This window comes from Calothrix sp. 336/3 (genome assembly GCF_000734895.2).
Taxonomy (GTDB): Bacteria; Cyanobacteriota; Cyanobacteriia; order Cyanobacteriales; family Nostocaceae; genus 336-3.
Window position 1 is genome coordinate 3173737 of the sequence record NZ_CP011382.1, and the last position, 16728, is coordinate 3190464.

At 39.5% G+C, this 16728-nt stretch carries 14 protein-coding genes; 8 read left to right on the forward strand and 6 right to left on the reverse strand.

The genetic code is table 11. The features are described from left to right. Window positions 1–5 precede the first annotated feature (5 nt). The gene (locus tag IJ00_RS13350) at window positions 6–1154 is read right to left on the reverse strand and encodes a glycosyltransferase family 4 protein (RefSeq protein ID WP_238178337.1); all 1149 of its coding nucleotides are present in this window, start codon (window positions 1152–1154) and stop codon (window positions 6–8) included. A 924-nt stretch (window positions 1155–2078) separates the two neighbouring features. Between IJ00_RS13350 and IJ00_RS13355 the strand changes: the two genes are divergently transcribed. Both IJ00_RS13355 and IJ00_RS13360 read left to right on the forward strand, forming a co-directional pair. Next, entirely contained in the window at window positions 2079–2930 is an 852-nt protein-coding gene (locus IJ00_RS13355) for an ABC transporter ATP-binding protein (RefSeq protein WP_035153768.1), read from the forward strand. 62 nt (window positions 2931–2992) lie between these two features. After that, entirely contained in the window at window positions 2993–3769 is a 777-nt protein-coding gene (locus tag IJ00_RS13360; protein ID WP_035153770.1) for a Uma2 family endonuclease, read from the forward strand. Window positions 3770–3782: 13 nt separating this feature from the next. On the opposite strand, the gene IJ00_RS13365 is transcribed toward IJ00_RS13360, so the two are convergent. Beyond that, window positions 3783–4463 (reverse strand): lipopolysaccharide assembly protein LapB, encoded by a 681-nt coding sequence (locus IJ00_RS13365; protein ID WP_035153772.1) that lies wholly within the window; start codon window positions 4461–4463, stop codon window positions 3783–3785. Window positions 4464–5031: 568 nt separating this feature from the next. On the opposite strand from IJ00_RS13365, the gene IJ00_RS13375 reads away from it, so the two are divergent. Together IJ00_RS13375 and IJ00_RS13380 are read left to right on the forward strand one after the other, a co-directional pair. Next, a complete protein-coding gene (locus tag IJ00_RS13375; RefSeq protein ID WP_035153777.1) occupies window positions 5032–5358 on the forward strand; it encodes a YbjQ family protein in 327 nt (108 codons plus the stop codon). Window positions 5359–5446: 88 nt separating this feature from the next. Then, window positions 5447–6871 carry a serine/threonine-protein kinase gene (locus IJ00_RS13380; RefSeq protein WP_035153779.1) on the forward strand — a complete coding sequence of 475 codons (1425 nt, stop codon included), beginning with the start codon at window positions 5447–5449 and terminating at the stop codon, window positions 6869–6871. Between the two features lie 616 nt (window positions 6872–7487). Here the strand turns inward: IJ00_RS13380 and IJ00_RS13385 are convergent. The 3 genes from IJ00_RS13385 to IJ00_RS13395 all read right to left on the reverse strand — a co-directional run bounded on the left by IJ00_RS13385 (window position 7488) and on the right by IJ00_RS13395 (window position 10669). Next, on the reverse strand, window positions 7488–7859 hold the full coding sequence (locus IJ00_RS13385; RefSeq protein WP_035153781.1) for an endonuclease domain-containing protein: 372 nt from the start codon (window positions 7857–7859) through the stop codon (window positions 7488–7490). 581 nt (window positions 7860–8440) lie between these two features. Next, a complete protein-coding gene (locus IJ00_RS13390) occupies window positions 8441–10084 on the reverse strand; it encodes a trypsin-like peptidase domain-containing protein (RefSeq protein WP_035153783.1) in 1644 nt (547 codons plus the stop codon). A 3-nt stretch (window positions 10085–10087) separates the two neighbouring features. Continuing rightward, window positions 10088–10669, reverse strand: coding sequence for a COP23 domain-containing protein (locus IJ00_RS13395; protein WP_035153785.1), 582 nt, complete (start codon window positions 10667–10669; stop codon window positions 10088–10090). A 227-nt stretch (window positions 10670–10896) separates the two neighbouring features. Here IJ00_RS13395 and thrS point away from each other — a divergent pair, with 227 nt between their 5' ends. From thrS to folE, 4 genes are all read left to right on the forward strand, one after another. Then, window positions 10897–12750 carry a threonine--tRNA ligase gene (thrS, locus tag IJ00_RS13400; RefSeq protein WP_035153786.1) on the forward strand — a complete coding sequence of 618 codons (1854 nt, stop codon included), beginning with the start codon at window positions 10897–10899 and terminating at the stop codon, window positions 12748–12750. Window positions 12751–12763: 13 nt separating this feature from the next. Further along, window positions 12764–13021 (forward strand): hypothetical protein, encoded by a 258-nt coding sequence (locus IJ00_RS13405; protein WP_035153788.1) that lies wholly within the window; start codon window positions 12764–12766, stop codon window positions 13019–13021. Between the two features lie 324 nt (window positions 13022–13345). Further along, window positions 13346–14404 (forward strand): GTP-binding protein, encoded by a 1059-nt coding sequence (locus IJ00_RS13410; protein WP_035153791.1) that lies wholly within the window; start codon window positions 13346–13348, stop codon window positions 14402–14404. Window positions 14405–14655: 251 nt separating this feature from the next. Next, window positions 14656–15306: a GTP cyclohydrolase I FolE gene (folE, locus tag IJ00_RS13415; protein WP_035153793.1), complete on the forward strand. Its 651-nt coding sequence runs from the start codon at window positions 14656–14658 to the stop codon at window positions 15304–15306. A 379-nt stretch (window positions 15307–15685) separates the two neighbouring features. On the opposite strand, the gene IJ00_RS13420 is transcribed toward folE, so the two are convergent. Beyond that, window positions 15686–16453, reverse strand: coding sequence for a hypothetical protein (locus IJ00_RS13420; protein ID WP_035153795.1), 768 nt, complete (start codon window positions 16451–16453; stop codon window positions 15686–15688). Between the last annotated feature and the right edge of the window lie 275 nt (window positions 16454–16728).

Genomic DNA, 16728 nt, shown 5'->3' on the forward strand with positions numbered 1-16728 from the left:
TCCCATTACTTAGCTAAGATGATTTCTCTGATATCCATGGCAATTTTATCCCAATCGTAATTATTGACAGCGTAGTCACGACATTCTTGAGTGCTAGGTAGGGAAATTTTGCCTAGAAGTATTTGTTCGAGTTTGTCGGCGATCGCCCCCACTGTAATGGAATCAGTAATCAATTCCGGGGAAAACTGTTGGAGAATTTCCGGCATTCCTCCCACGGGTGTACAAACCACAGGAGTACCACAGGATAAGGATTCTACCACTGCTAACCCAAACCCTTCAAAGGATTGACTGGGCATAATCGTAAAATCTGCCGCTTGGTAAGCAACTGGTAGCAACTCATCGGGGAGAAAACCCAAAAACTTGACTTGCTCATCTAATCCTAAATCCAACGCTTGCTGTTGTAGAGCTGCTTGGATATGTCCCCTACCGGCGATCGCCAACCAAAAATCTGGTACTCTCGGTTTAATTTCTGCCAATGCTGTCAGTAACTTATCAATCCCCACACGATGTACTAAGCGTCGGGAAGTAAAAATAATTTTTCTATCTGATTTCCAGCCAAGTTTTTCCCTAGCTGCTTGTTTTGATAAACAGGGTTGGAAATGCTGAATATCCACACCACCAGGAATCACATAGATTTTTTCCCAGGGTATTTGATAGTTGTTGTGTAAAATTTTACCAAAAGCCTTACTCAAAACAATGAAGCGATCGCAACGATTATAGGTTCTTTGCTCCACTACGTAACGTTTCAAAATTTGCCCTAATCCAGCTCTCACCACTTCCTCTTGCGTCTCAGAAGCCCAAGGACCATGAAAATTAAAGGTAATTGGTACGTTTTTCGGTAATAAATCTAAAATTGGCAGACTATATAAGGCAAAATGTAGATTGACTGCATCTGGTTGACTAATTCGAGTTTTTTGAAAATTACTGCGAATTGCCCACAGTCTTTTGACAATAGAACTATCAGGTGTCGCTAAATTGGTAAACTTGATCGGAGAATCCTCATCTGTATCTGGCAAACCCAAACCACACAGTTCCACTTGATCATGGTTTGCTACCAGTCTTTGAGTTAATTCATATACGTATCTTTCCAAACCTCCAGGTGTCAGTGGAAACCAGCCCAATCCTAAACAGAGAATTGATGCAGGTTTTGACATCTGGGTTATTTTTGTGCATTCCACTCCCATTACTCCAATAAAATCTCTGGGTTGATAATGTTAGCTTTTACTTTAATTTCTACCATCTTTGTGTACTGCAAAAATTAAAAAAAAATGATGGCTACTTTAGTTATATTCTATGACACTATTTCTCATCAGCATGATTTGTCTTACTTCTTTGTGATATTTCAATATTATCTATCTTTACTCAAATATTAAAGATAAGAATATATTTTTTGTTTCCACATCTAGGGATATTATTCATAGGCAAATCAAGATATTTCTTGATATTTTATATTTACATCTATCCCTTGATACACTTAGATAATCTTTCGGCATTCAGATAAGTATTTCATAGTTCTTTCATTTTAGAAATCACAAATATTCTCTTGAATCGCCATGCACCATAAACACTTAGCTTGGTAAAATATAAAAAAATATTATCGTTTAGATGAATACTCCTGCTTCACTCGTCTTTTCTTGCAATTCTCATATCCCATGGGAATTATAAAATTACCAATGTCCCTAAATATAAAAAGAAAACTTTACAATATGATTTGGTAGATAAACTTTTGATGAAATAGTTATTTCTGATAAGATAAAAGATGTTCATGTTTTAATTGCTTTTAGCTCACAACCTATCAAGAAATTTGTGCAGTAGATAATATAAATAAACATTCACGGGAATCCGATTTGATTGTTGAAAATATACCTAGTGGCATGGCAATTAGGAAAGAACAGCTATAAACCTTATCTAATATACTATTTGAGCCAGTTGGCGTGTTAGGGGGGGGTAAGTACCATTCACGGTGATTTGGGATGATTCAGAATCACATTGCTAGCTATATATGGGACAATATTAACTTATATTAAGCTAAAAATTTGCTGTTCATCCCGTCTTTTCCCCTTGTAAGTGAGTCACCCATGTCCGTTGCTCTATCTCTGGAAAACGTCCATAAAGTTTACAATAACCGTGCTGTAGTCAATGATCTATCCTTCAGTATTCAAGCTGGAGAAATGTTTGGTTTGTTAGGTCCCAATGGTGCCGGAAAATCGACTACGATTCGGATGCTGACAACTTTAACTAAAGCAACCCAGGGAAAAATTGAGATTTTTGGTTATGATGTGGCTCGTCAACCCATGTTAGCCAAGCAATCGATTGGTGTGGTGTTGCAACAAATCAGCGTCGATGGAGATTTGACAGTTTGGGAAAATATGGAATTGCAGGGAAGACTGCATCACATTCCCAATCCCCAACGACAAAGGGTAATTAATCAGTGGTTGGAATATGTCGAGTTAACCGAGAAACGCCATGATTTAGTGAAAACACTTTCCGGAGGGATGAAGCGAAGGTTACAAATAGCCAGAGCATTACTACATCAGCCACAAATTTTATTTTTAGACGAACCAACGGTAGGATTGGATCCTCAAACTCGTCGAAGGTTATGGGAAATTATTCGAGATTTAAATAAACAGGGCATGACAATGTTATTAACCACCCATTATATGGAAGAGGTGGAATATCTTTGTAACCGTATTGGCATTATGGATAGTGGTAATTTGATTTCTCTGGGAACCTTGCCAGAATTACGTTCTCGCTATGGTGAAGGTTTAGTGATGAAACAGGTAGAGGATAGATGGGAATATCTTTTTTTCCCTACCTTACAAGCAGCAAATACTTACTTAGATGAGCAAGAAGATAAAACGGGAATGATGGTGCGTCCTTCTAATTTAGAGGATATTTTTGTAGAGTTAACAGGCAGACAATTGGATTAAGTTTGAGATTAACTTTTTGGATAAGATAAAATCAGAGCCGAGCTATCTTTCCACAAATACTCATGTATCAACCCATACCACCCCGCCCTCCTTGGGAAACCCTACCCACCATGTATGATTTACCTAGTGAGTTAATAGGGGAATCCGGTTTGCCAGATGAGTTTCACATTTTTCAGCCGAGGTTACTGAACGAAACCTGTCAACCTGGGAATTATCCAGAGTCAGAAATATTGTTGGCTACGGACTTGAATTTATATTATGATCCACGCCATTTTCTCTGGTACAAGCGTCCTGATTGGTATTTGGTGCTGGGTGTGTCGCGCAGTACAGAACAGCAAAGCTCGCGTTTGAGTTATGTTGTCTGGCAAGAGGGTGTAAATCCGTTCCTGATTGTGGAATTACTGTCACCAGGAACGGAAGGTGAGGATTTGGGACAAACCCTGAGGGAAGTTAATCAACCTCCCACAAAATGGGAAGTTTATGAGCGGATTTTGCGCGTCCCCTATTACGTAGTTTATGACCGTTATGAGAATAATTTCCGCGCTTTCCGTCTCAGTGGTGCTTGCTACGAACCAGTAGCTTTATCCGAATCTGGTTTATGGTTGCCAGAAATCGGATTAGGTTTGGGTTTATGGCAGGGTTCCTATGAAGGAATGACTGGTTTATGGCTACGTTGGTATGATGGGCAAGGTTGGATACCTACCCAAGTAGAAAGAATAGAGCAGGAGCGGCAACGGGCAGAAACCGAACGTCAAAGGGCAGAAACTGAACGTCAGCGAGCAGAAAAACTAGCTGAATATTTACGCTCCCAGGGTATTAACCCAGATGAGTTACCGTAGTTACCATCTAGTATTAGCCTCCGATTTGTTTGAGTACTGCTTCTACCCTAGCGACACTATCCTGTTTTCCTTGTTGTGCGTAAGCATCCCGTGCTTTTTTAAAGTAGGCGATCGCCTCTTTGGCTTTACCATATTTTTTGAGGATATTTCCCCGTAATTCATAGACTTGGGGATTTCTCGGATCGAGTTTTGCTAATTGAACATATGCCCAACCAGCATTTTCATACTCACCCTGACGCATCAAGATTGTTGCCAATCCCAGATAGGCATTCACATGATTACGATTAGCTTGAATGGCTTGGCGGTAGGCATTTTTTGCCCCCTTAATATCACCTAAAGTGGCACTAACATAGCCCAGAGCGTACTGATAGTCACCGTTATTGGGATTTAAAGCCACCGCTCGCTTATAGGCTGCCAAGGAAGCTCTCATGTTATTTTGGATAGCATATAAATAACCAATACCAGAGTGAATACTGGCATTTTTTGGCTCTAGGCTTGCAGCTTGTTGATAGATAGCGATCGCCCCATTATAATCACCAGCATCCACCAATTTGCGACCTTCATTCAGCAATTCCCTGACTCTTTGAGTACTTTTCTGTGCTACCAAAACCTGAGCTTCAGCCGCCGTTGGAACGATTGTGGTAATACCTCCAAGGAGGAAAATACTAATTAGCAGAGATGTTCGATTATACACAGCAGACTACCTAAAAGTGCTAGCAACTTTTTCCAATCTCTTACAATTAATTAAGGGTGCTGAATTTCTATAATAGAAGCATGACAACACGCCAAAACCGAGAGATTGCATGAGGAAAAACACTTTTCCATCAAAATAATATATATACAGGAGACTTCTGATAGAAGCCAGGGTAAATGCCAAACCTTCAGTGTCAAAGGGATTGAAAGCTCTCCCTTTCCAGCCTTGAAGCTTTTCCCTGCTTGCAAAAATATCTGTTTGCAAGAATCCCATGACTGAGTATTCACTACTGATTCCTCAGAAATCAACACCAGCCTTGATTAGCGGTTAATCTGTGAAAACAAAATATACTTGTCTTAGCCAACTCAGAAAACTGAGTTTCACCAAATATTCAGACTAACTACCTTATAGACTACAGTTTATGAGAAATGTTTCAGCTTGTTTTGCTACTAATTACCAGATAAAAAATCATAGATAATTATAATGATTAGCCATGATTAGCCATCATCAACTGTCCATACCAGGAGAGATGAAAATTTAGACTTTCCCCCTTACCCGTCAATTTCAAATGATATTAACTACAACAGATGTGATTCAGGGAAGAGTGATTGACTCCTATCTAGGTATTGTCACCGCAGAGGTAGTTTATGGTAGTAATTTCCTGCGGGACTTTTTCGCTAGCATCCGTGATGTCATTGGTGGACGTACAGCCAGTTATGAACGCTTGTTTGAAGAAGGACAACGTAAAGCCTTTGCAGAGCTAGAACAAAGAGCTGCGCGCCTAGGAGCCAACGCAATTGTGGGTATTGAAGTTGATACTGGTACAATCAATGTAGACCAATCTGGGGTTTTAATCTTAATTACTGCCACCGGAACCGCAGTCAAAATTAAGTAGCCAAAATCAACTCAAAAGAAAATTAACCGATGACTATTGCCAATTCCTTGACTTTGCAATAATAATTGCAGGAGATATAGGGAAGGCAATGATTGGGCAAATTCTCGATGGACGCTACCAGATTATTCAGGAATTGGGTAGGGGTGGATTTGGAGAGACCTTTGTTGCTATTGATACTAAGCGACCAGGAAATCCCCATTGTGTAGTTAAGCAACTTCAGCCGAAATCTACCCATCCTCGCGCTTTGGAGCTTGGGGAGCGACTATTTAGACAAGAAGCCGAGAAGTTAGAAAATTTAGGAAACCATGACCAAATACCCCGTTTATTGGCATACTTCCAAGAAAGGGGAGAATTTTATTTGGTACAAGAATTTATCCCCGGTAGTGATTTAACCAAAGAGTTGCCTCCAGGTGTGCAACTAAGCGAAACCTACGTCATTCGACTATTACAAGAAATCCTGGAAGTTTTAGCTTTTGTTCATCAAAGTAATCTGATTCATCGAGATTTAAAACCGTCAAATATTCGTCGTCGTCAATCTGATCAGAAAATTGTCCTAATTGATTTTGGTGCAGTCAAGGAAGTTACTAGCCAGGAAATCAACGCTGAAGGAAAAACAAAATTTACTATTCCCATTGGTAGTCCTGGTTATATGCCAAATGAGCAGGCAAATGGTCAACCAAAATTCAGCAGTGATATCTATGCGGTGGGAATAATTGCAATTCAGGCATTAACTGGAATCAATCCCGATCCTCGCGCGCTCAATGGTGGAATTACCACCGATACAAGTACTGGGGAGATTGCCTGGAAACATCGTGTTGCTGTTAATTCTCGCTTGGGTGCAGTCATCGATAAAATGGTACGGGCAAATCATCTACAACGTTATCAAAATGCGGCAGAAGCATTACAGGCAATAACATCTCTGACTAATAATTCTCACAGCAATAATCCAACAAGATTTCTGGGAAAATGGTGGTTAGGAATAGGATTGGTAGGGGTAGTTATCCCGGCACTAGTTTGGTGGATGACCTCACAAATTAAGCCTCCATTCAAGATGCTGAATTATAGTAATTATGGCATCAATATTAAATATCCGGAAATGTGGAGAAAAAGAGAAGATGGTTTCAGTGATGGTGTCAAGTTCTTCCCCTCCGCAGCCAATCAGGCTCAGAACTGTACTACAGAAATCTCAGTTAATCGTAGTAACTTAGCTCAGAAAATTTTATCCTTGGATGAATATAAAAAATCTGTAATTCGGCAGCTTAAGGAAAGTAATCCCCAGGGAAAAGTTACCGAATCTAGTACCTATCTAACTCCAGAAAGTTTTGATGCCTATAAATTAGTATATAACCGTAAAGAAGATAACTGTAATTTTCAAATAATGGAAATTGGTACGGTGAGAAATGCAAAAGCTTATGTAGTTATTTATAGCGCTCCGCCATCTGAATATGAGAAGTACTTGCCAATTGCGGAGGAAATGATTAATTCCTTGACGATTGTGAATACTTCTGATTAGGTGTTTTTTTATTTATCTCGTCGGTAGTTAGGTATTGTGGATCCCCCTAAATCCCCCTTTTTAAGGTGGACTTTGAATGAGAGAGGGTGTTTTAAGGGTTTGTTGTTTCTATTCAATTATTTTAAATCTTTAGAATTTGCTCTTTCAAAGGGGAACTTAAATCAGGGATAAAAAAAGACAATCTTCGCCCCCTTTTGAAGGGGGGTTGGGGGGATCTAAGACTTGTGGATAACGAAAAATACCTTCCAAAATAAGATAATTGAATATGAGAATCACTTGCTAATTGCGGAGGAAATGATTAATTCCTTGACGATTGTGAATACTTCTGATTAGGTGTTTTGTCAATTTATCTCATCGGTAGTCAAGTATTGTGGATCCCCCTAAATCTCCTTGAAAAGGGGGACTTTGAATGAGAGAGGGTGTTTTAAGGGTTTGTTGTTTCTATTCAATTATTTTAAATCTTTAGAATTTGCTCTTTCAAAGGGGAACTTAAATCAGGGATAAGAAAAGACAATCTTCGCCCCCCTTTTGAAGGGGGGTTGGGGGGATCTAATACTTGTGGATAACGAAAAATATCTTCCAAAATAAGGTAATTATTACTCGGATAAAATAGATTTTATGTAAAACTTTGTATCTGCTCACACACACTACTAAATTGATTTAAAACTTGAGTATTGGTAAATCGAATAATTTTTAAACCATATCCCTCTAGAATTTTTGTTCTCTCTATGTCATATTCTTGCCCTGCATTTGTAAAATGGCTTTCTCCGTCAACTTCAATTACTATTCGTAAAGCTGGACAGTAGAAATCTACTATGAAATTATCAATTGGTCTTTGCTTTAAAACTCGAAATTTAAAACTTTTCAAATACTCATGCCACAGTTTTTTTTCTGCTGGGGTCATATTTTTTCGGAGTTCTTTTGCTCTTTCTACAAGCTTTGGATTGTAGGGTAAATGGAAGTCACTACTGTTGAGTTGGTTTGTCATGGTTTTTGGTTTTTATTGCCCTAGCTTTTGAAATTATATGAAAGGATGTTTTTTAAGGTCTGTTGTTTGGATCCCCCTAAATCCCCCTTGGAAAGGGGGACTTTGAGAGTTAAGGTTTTGGTGTTGCTAGTTGAGTATCATGGATCCCCCTAAATCCCCCTTAAAAAGGGGGACTTTGAATGAGAGAGGGTGTTTTGAGGGTTTGTTGTTTTTATTCAATTATTTTAAATATTTAGAATTTCCTCTTTCAAAAGGGAACTTAAATCAGGGATAAGAAAAGACAATCTTTGCCCCCCTTTTTAAGTGGGGTTGGGGGGATCTAATACTTTTGGATAACGAAAAATACCTTCCAAAATAAGATAATTGAATGTGAAAAGTACTTGCCAATTGCAGAGGAAATGATTAATTCCTTGATGATTGTGAATACTTATGATTAGGTGTTTTTTTATTTATCTCGTCGGTAGTTAGGTATTGTGGATCCCCCTAAATCCCCCTTAAAAAGGGGGACTTTGATGTGGGGTTGGAAAGGGGGACTTTGATGTGGGGGTTGGGGATTCCTGTAAATCTGTTGTGGAGGGAGTTCAATAGCGCCAGATTTTGATGGTCTTGTCGTCACTACCACTAGCTAAGGTTTGACCATCCGGACTGAAGGCGACTGAGTTAACACCATTAGAATGACCAGTGAGGGTGGTGATTAATTTCCCTGTCCTAGGGTTCCACAGTTTGATGGTGTAGTCCCCACTACCAGTAGCTAAGGTTTGACCATCTCGAATGAAGGCGACTGACCAAACCGAGCCAGAATGACCAGTGAGGGTGGTGATTAATCTCCCTGTCTTGGGGTTCCAGATTTTGATGGTGTTGTCCCTACTACCAGTAGCTAAGGTTTGACCATCCGGACTGAAGACGACTGAGGTAACCAATTGATAATGACCCCCCTTGAGGGTGGTGATTAATTTCCCTGTCCTGGGGTTCCAGATTTTGATGTTGGTGTCCTCACTAACACTAGCTAAGGTTTGACCATCCGGACTGAAGGCGACTGAACTAACCCAGCCATAATGACCCCCCTTGAGGGTGGTGATTAATTCCCCTGTCCTGGGGTCCCAGATTTTGATGGTCTTGTCATGACTACCAGTAGCTAAGGTTTGACCATCAGGACTGAAGGCGACTGAGTAAACCGAGTCAGAATGACCAGTGAGGGTGGTGATTAATTTCCCTGTCTTGGGGTTCCAGATTTTTATGGTCTTGTCCCCACTGCCACTAGCTAAGGTTTGACCATCCGGACTGAAGGCGACTGAACTAACCCAGTTAGAATGACCAGTGAGGGTGGTGATTAATTTCCCTGTCTTGGGGTTCCAGATTTTGATGGTGTTGTCCAAGCTACCACTAGCTAAGGTTTGACCATCCGGACTGAAGGCGACTGAGCTAACCCAGTTAGAATGACCAGTGAGGGTGCTTGCTAAAGTCCAAGGAGATGGGGATTTGACTGGTTGTGACAAGTCCGGTGGTGGTGTCTTTTCTGGCTGTGCTGTAACTGGTTTAGCCTGTGTTGGTGTAACTGGTTTAACCTGCGGTGCTGCGGCAATTTTCCTGTAGGTATCAATCGGAATGCCTAAAAAGTCTGTTGCTCCTGTTCTGACATCTTCCTTTCCTTGCCCGTGAATTCCCACCAATCGTCCCTGGGCATCCAAAACAGGACCGCCACTCATTCCGGGTTTGGTGGGGTTACTAAACACCAAGGCATACTCATTCTTGGGGTTCTGGGCAACGCGAGTAATGGTTTGAGGTAAGATAATATACTCCCTAGCAGTACTCACCGCATCTGGATCAGCCCAACCAGAAATATACACCGTTGTACCAGCACTGACTCGGCTTGTAGCCATATTTACCGGGCGGTAGTTTTCTGAACTAGTGAATTGCACCTCGGCTAGGTCAATCTTTCCCAAGCGTTTGATAGCTGTGATACGGTGGGTTCTGCCGTCAGTAGTACGTATTGTGTAGCCTCCAGAAATGGCGACAACGTGCCAGTTAGTTAATACAGTGTAGGTATTTCCCTGGCGCTGAATTATCACCCCCGAACCAGTATTTGCCCCATCAATGCGGACAGTAACTTGTTGGGCGATGGTATTGACTTCTGCTGGTATTTGTGCTGTGGCAAGTTGTATTTGTACTAGGGCAAAACCGACACCTAACAAAGCAAGTGCAGAATACCGAGGTGAAAAATTCATAGATTAAAAGCGAGGTTCCACAGGTGTCAGTTGGGGTTTGCTTTGACTGGTGTCTGCATCGACTAGTTGCTTGATATCAATGTAGACATCTCCATTGACATAGGTGGCATAATTGCTACCACTCAAGTTTATCGGTTCTCCCGTAGCGCGATCGCGGAAAGCGATGATTTGTCTGAGAATCTTTCCGGTATCTGTTCCGGGTTTGAGGGTGACTAGGATATTGTCTTTTGCGCAGTCACTACCTTTGGTATTGGCAATACACAACACGGGATAACCGTTGAGTTCATTCCTCTCGGTGATGTACACCTTGCCATTGTCATAGTAGCGCTGTAAACGGGCTGTCACCATTTTGCAGCGTTGGGAGGGTGGGAATTTTTTGAAATCTTTGACAACCCAACGAATAAAGGTTTCATATCCCCGTCGTGGGGTGTATACCTTGGTGACGGATACACCATTTTCTGTGCGACAAATAAACTTCTGATTACCCGCGTAACTTGGCTGGTTACTGACATTTGCCACAATCACGACGGAGGAGATTGCAACTGTCATTGCTGCGGATAATATCTGACCCAATTTTAACTGCATATACCCAGATACCCCCAATCTGCTGCAATTTGGTGATGATTAGACATAGATACAGGTGGCGATAGAGCTATGCTCCGCCATTCTCTTTAGATATATCAGTAAAATCTGGGAGATAGTGTAAAGAAATTGTAATCAGTGGGATAGCTCTGAAACCCACAGATGCAAATGCTTGCTTCCCTTTCTCCTTTTTACGCTATCATGATAACGATTCTCATTATTTAGTTATCATGGTTAGTTCTGTAACTCAGTCCCCACAAGATGTCAAAGACACTCAAGAATATGAGCGGATTCGTCACACCTGCGCTCATGTTTTAGCGATGGCAGTACAAAAGTTATATCCTGGGACAAAGGTGGCGATCGGACCAGTTACAGAAACAGGATTCTACTATGACTTTGATAGCCCTGTTAATTTTACCCCAGAAGATTTAGAAAAAATTTCCGTCCAGATGCGGCGAATTATCAAAGCTAATTTACCCGTAATTCGTGAAGAAGTAGAACGGACAGAAATTCGTCAAGAAATAGAAAAAAATCATGAAATATATAAACTGGAAATATTAGCCAGGATTCCCGAAGGAGAAACTATTACTCGCTATTTTATTGGTAGTCCAGATATCCTCCAGGGAGAAAATTCTGAACCATCTTTATTTGCTAATACATCATTACAACCATCAGAAAATAATACTTGGTGGGATTTATGTGCCGGTCCCCATATTAACTCTACAGGAGAAATTAACCCCCAAGCTTTTGCTTTATTAAATGTCGCTGGTGCTTATTGGTTAGGTGACGAGAATAAACCAATGCTACAGCGTATTTACGGGACTGCATGGCATACAAAAGAAGAATTAGAATTATATTTAAAACAAAGAGAAGAAGCATTACGTCGAGACCATCGAAAAATTGGTCAGGAGCTAAATTTATTTAGTATTCAAGATGATGCTGGTGGTGGTTTAGTATTTTGGCATCCTAAGGGGTCACTAATTCGTCATATCATTGAAAATTATTGGAAAAATTCCCACCTAGAGGCAGGATATCAACTTCTATATACACCTCATTTAGCAAATTTAGATTTATGGAAAACCTCTGGACATTATGATTTCTATCGAGAAAATATGTTCGAGTCAATGGACATTGAGAATCAAGCTTATCAAATTAAGCCGATGAATTGTCCTTTCCATGTTCTTACCTATAAAAATCAATTACATTCCTACCGAGAGTTACCTATTCGTGTTTGTGAGCTAGGGACTGTATATCGTTATGAACGTTCTGGAGCATTACATGGATTGATGCGAGTGCGAGGATTCACTCAAGATGATGCTCACATTTTTTGCCTTCCAGAACAAATTGCCCCAGAGATTCTAGAAGTTCTTAATCTTACAGAAAAAATCCTTTCTGATTTTGGATTTAAGAACTATGAGGTAAATCTTTCTACTCGTCCTGATAAATTTGTCGGCAAAGATGAAGTTTGGAAATTAGCAACTATTGCTTTACAAGATGCTCTCCAAGCAAAGGGTTGGGATTATGTAATTGATGAGGGTGGTGGTGCATTCTATGGTCCCAAAATTGATATTAAAATTGAAGATGCTATTGGTAGACGTTGGCAATGCTCGACCATTCAAGTAGACTTTAATTTACCAGAGCGCTTCGATATGGAATATGTTGATTCTAATAGCAGTCGTCAACGTCCTATCATGATTCATCGAGCTATTTTCGGCTCCTTAGAAAGATTCTTTGGAATTTTAATTGAAAACTATGCCGGCGATTTTCCTCTATGGTTGGCTCCTGTGCAGGTCAAATTATTGCCTGTAAGTGACGATGTTCGTAATTATGCAGAATTTGTTGCTGACAATTTGAAAAAATCAGGGATTCGAGTAGAAATAGATAATACAGGTGAGCGTTTAGGTAAACAAATTCGTGCTGCGGAGTTAGAAAAATTTCCGGTTGTAGGAGTCATTGGTAAGAAGGAGGTAGAATCTCAATCTTTAAGTATTCGTACTCGAAAATCTGGTGATTTGGGAATACTCACAATTCCTGAACTCAAACAGAAATTACAACTCACCATTGACAGCAAATCTGTAATTTAAACTATGAATAATTATGTCTTTTTCTTTTAGGAATCAATCAACAAAGGCAAGTTTGGAAAATACTCAGCAAGTTAAAGAGTTAATTTATCGACTCTGGAATTTAGATGCAGATACGGTCATCTCCCTAAGTCAGTTAAATTGCCATAAATCAGATTGTCCTCCAGTGGAAACAGTTATTACTGTGATGACAAATCCTATCCAAAGCTACAAGATACATAAAGCGATATCAGATATTAATGAGGAGGATATTCTATGTCTTAATAACATCTAGCTATTTTGAGAAAGTATGTAAAAATATTTTCTTTAAATATGACAATTAAACAGTCTTATTGTCTGATGTCTATATTATCAAATATCCACAAGATAATATGTTATCAGAAATCACAAATGCTAATAGCTAGATGACTTGATGAGATGAAATAACTCATACCATTTCACGAAAATCCTGAAACATATCCAAGCTCTAAAACCCTTGTCAAACCAGGATTTATTAATTACGAATTGCGAATTGCGAATTGTGAATTGGTATCACCCATTCTCATAATTTGGTCATTGCATTACTAAAAATTAACGCCAAAAGTAGGAGGAAATAATTATGCAGGCGAGCATTTTACCGAATTTAAATCATGATGTAGAGATGCCTAAAAGAGGAATGCCTGTAAGTATTATTACGGGTTTCCTTGGTAGTGGCAAGACAACTTTATTAAATCAAATTCTCAAGAACAAACAGGATTTAAAAGTTGCTGTTTTAGTCAACGAATTTGGTGATATTAATATTGATAGTCAACTCTTGGTTTCTGTAGACCAGGATATGCTGGAACTGAGTAATGGCTGTATTTGCTGTACGATAAATGATAGTTTGGTCGATGCAGTTTATCGAATTTTAGAAAGGGAAGAAAGAATTGATTATTTGGTAATTGAAACGACCGGAGTTGCTGACCCATTACCAATTATTCTCACATTCTTAGGGATAGAATTAAGAGATTTAACCAATTTGGACTCCATTTTAACTGTAGTTGATGCTGAGTCTTTCAATCGAGAACACTTTAATAGTGAATCTGCTCTCAAGCAAATTACCTATGGTGATATTATTCTGCTGAATAAGACTGATTTAGTCTCCCTCGATAAAATACGAGAATTGCAATCTTTTATTAATGAGGTGAAGGTTGGAGCTAGAATTCTGCGTACGAGTCATGGTGAAGTTCCCCTACCTTTAATTTTAGGTGTAGGCTTGACTCCTAAGGACAAATATGTATACGAAGATGAGCATCATCACCATGAACATGATCATCATGATCATCATCACCATGAACATGATCATCATGATCATCACCACCACGAGCATCACAACCACCACTCCGATCATTTACAAAATGATGGGTTTATTTCCGTATCATTCCAGAGCGATCGCCCTTTCGACGTTCACAAGTTTGAACACTTCCTGACTGAGGAAATGCCACAAGAAGTCTTTCGTGCTAAGGGTATTCTCTGGTTCGATGATAGTCAACTACGCCATATTTTCCAGCTGAGTGGACCACGTTACAACCTACACGCTGATGAATGGCAGACTGCACCGAAAAATCAGCTGGTGTTTATTGGCAGAAATCTAGATGCTGGTAAAATTCACTCACAACTTTACAATTGTTTGCTATGATTAAGAATTGTAAAGGCAAAATTAGAAAATTACAGCAATCCTGGACAAGTATCTACGATTCTCTATCAGGGTCATGAATACACACTTATACGTGGTTAGTTAAATATCTAACTAACTGCCAATTTGTACTGCCAAAAAAATTAGTGACTACATTTTTTACTTATCTGGGAATGCTGTAGTTTTTAGTCAAAATTGACCCATAGTCAATGATGAGCTAATCAAAATCACAAGACTAAATAAAGAGTGAAAAAATGACTCTATCGATTCGTCCTGAACTTACTTCTGCTGATCAGGTATTATCAAATGTGCCAAATAAGGTAACAGCAAAAGTTACAGAAGCAGAAATGACACAAGCTGTACGTACATTGCTCATTGGATTAGGAGAAGATCCTGATCGTGAAGGACTAATAGATACCCCTAAAAGGGTTGTGAAAGCTTTACAATTTTTGACTAAGGGATATAACGAATCTTTAGATGAACTGTTAAATGGAGCAGTTTTTACCGAAGATGCTAATGAAATGGTATTAGTTCGGGACATTGACATTTTCAGTTCCTGCGAACATCACATTTTGCCTATCATTGGTCGGGTACACGTTGCTTATATCCCCAATGGTAAAGTTATTGGTCTATCGAAAATCGCTCGTATTTGTGAAATGTACGCTAGACGTTTACAAGTTCAAGAGCGTTTGACAATGCAAATTGCTGATGCACTTCAAGGGTTACTTAAACCTCAGGGTGTGGCTGTTGTTTTAGAAGCAACCCACATGTGTATGGTTATGCGAGGTGTGCAAAAACCCGGTTCTTGGACTGTTACAAGTGCGATGCGTGGTGTTTTCGCTGAGGATGTGCGTACTCGCCAAGAATTTATGAATCTAGTTAGACATAACGCAAATTTCCACTAGATTCAAGAGTTGAAACTCACTAGTAGTTTGTCAATTTTTCAATGCATGGAAAATATGTTCCTGGGGTAAATGAAATCTTAAACCATGAACAATTAACCATCCATGTTGATTTGACAGATTACTAGTGATGTGCAGCAAAAAAGAATCATTTAGAGATAGAAATATTTCAAATTTAAGATTGAGATAAATTTGATTGATAAAATATTTCTAGAATGAAGTCCTGACTAATTTTTCTCCGGTGAATATTTTCTATTCCCCTTCCCCAAAGGTGATAGCTGTAACTCTATCGCCACAATATTCAAGAAATTTTTTCTTAGCAAACATGAATAGATGAACACTCATCTTTGTTCTTCACCTAGATTTTGATTTTCCAGAAAAATTATCGCATAAATTCTGAAGGGGACAGGGGAGCGGTATTTTGTCTAGATTTTCTGACGGGAGGAACGGGATTAGTTGCAGTTAGTGGTTGCGATCGCAGTTGATAGCGATTCCCCCAACCATCATTAATATCCTCTGCTCCCTTTGTTGGTGGTGTGGTTTTGCCTGTAGGTAATGATACTGAGATTATCTGGCTAGCTTGTACATATTTTTCCCCCTCACTGGTAAAACGTAAAGACTTACCCTCTAATTTTTGGGTTTCGGGTTCCGGTATTTTGCCTGTCTGCTGATCGAGACGCTGCCACTGACTAGTAGGGTCAAATGTAGCAATAAATGTGACATCACCTTCCGGGGTAAATTGGGATTGCATGGGATTTTTCTGCCATGGTTCTTGATAGTTACCCTGGGGTGAAACTTCTTCCCACAAATTCAGATTTGCTTCCCACTTTCCTTGCTCCACTTTAACTATTTGTCGGGCAAGGATAGAACGATTTGTGTCTATATTCGATTCCGTTAATTCCTGTTTGGGGGCAGCTTTCGGTTGTAAATATCGAACTGCGGCGACCGTAATTTGACTAGAATTGGGTAAATTGCTACTACCAGTAATGTTATATTTACCACCACTTCCCTGGAATTCCACAGCTTTGATTTCCAGTTGGATTTCTTGTTGACTTTTTTGATTACAACCGGAACTGCTAGTTACCAGCAGGAGAAACAGGACGATTCGGGAAGTAATGACCGGGATACATGGGTTTTTGGGTAGAATCATCGGTAATTTGAGCTTTTTAAATTGTTAATTTCAAATTTTCGCTGGCACAAAGCCATGCTAACAAGCATTTTTACTGATTTTACCTAAATTTGTCTGGCTAAGAAAAAACTTTACTGCTTCTTTACTCGCAAAAAATTCCAGTATAGATACGGATTTACAGCCGAGATAGACATCACTAAATAGCCATAACCGGAGTAAAATCTGTACACACTATTCGATAATACTCACATTATTTGCTAAAGTGGCGACATCCAACATTGTAAATATTTACTCAT

Bases quoted from the DNA above. Each gene is read 5' to 3' on its own strand.
- IJ00_RS13350 (WP_238178337.1), bottom strand. From the start codon at position 1,154: ATGTCAAAACCTGCATCAATTCTCTGTTTAGGATTGGGCTGGTTTCCA.
- IJ00_RS13355 (WP_035153768.1), top strand. From the start codon at position 2,079: ATGTCCGTTGCTCTATCTCTGGAAAACGTCCATAAAGTTTACAATAAC.
- IJ00_RS13360 (WP_035153770.1), top strand. From the start codon at position 2,993: ATGTATCAACCCATACCACCCCGCCCTCCTTGGGAAACCCTACCCACC.
- IJ00_RS13375 (WP_035153777.1), top strand. From the start codon at position 5,032: ATGATATTAACTACAACAGATGTGATTCAGGGAAGAGTGATTGACTCC.
- IJ00_RS13380 (WP_035153779.1), top strand. From the start codon at position 5,447: ATGATTGGGCAAATTCTCGATGGACGCTACCAGATTATTCAGGAATTG.
- IJ00_RS13385 (WP_035153781.1), bottom strand. From the start codon at position 7,859: ATGACAAACCAACTCAACAGTAGTGACTTCCATTTACCCTACAATCCA.
- IJ00_RS13390 (WP_035153783.1), bottom strand. From the start codon at position 10,084: ATGAATTTTTCACCTCGGTATTCTGCACTTGCTTTGTTAGGTGTCGGT.
- IJ00_RS13395 (WP_035153785.1), bottom strand. From the start codon at position 10,669: ATGCAGTTAAAATTGGGTCAGATATTATCCGCAGCAATGACAGTTGCA.
- thrS (WP_035153786.1), top strand. From the start codon at position 10,897: ATGGTTAGTTCTGTAACTCAGTCCCCACAAGATGTCAAAGACACTCAA.
- IJ00_RS13405 (WP_035153788.1), top strand. From the start codon at position 12,764: ATGTCTTTTTCTTTTAGGAATCAATCAACAAAGGCAAGTTTGGAAAAT.
- IJ00_RS13410 (WP_035153791.1), top strand. From the start codon at position 13,346: ATGCAGGCGAGCATTTTACCGAATTTAAATCATGATGTAGAGATGCCT.
- folE (WP_035153793.1), top strand. From the start codon at position 14,656: ATGACTCTATCGATTCGTCCTGAACTTACTTCTGCTGATCAGGTATTA.
- IJ00_RS13420 (WP_035153795.1), bottom strand. From the start codon at position 16,453: ATGATTCTACCCAAAAACCCATGTATCCCGGTCATTACTTCCCGAATC.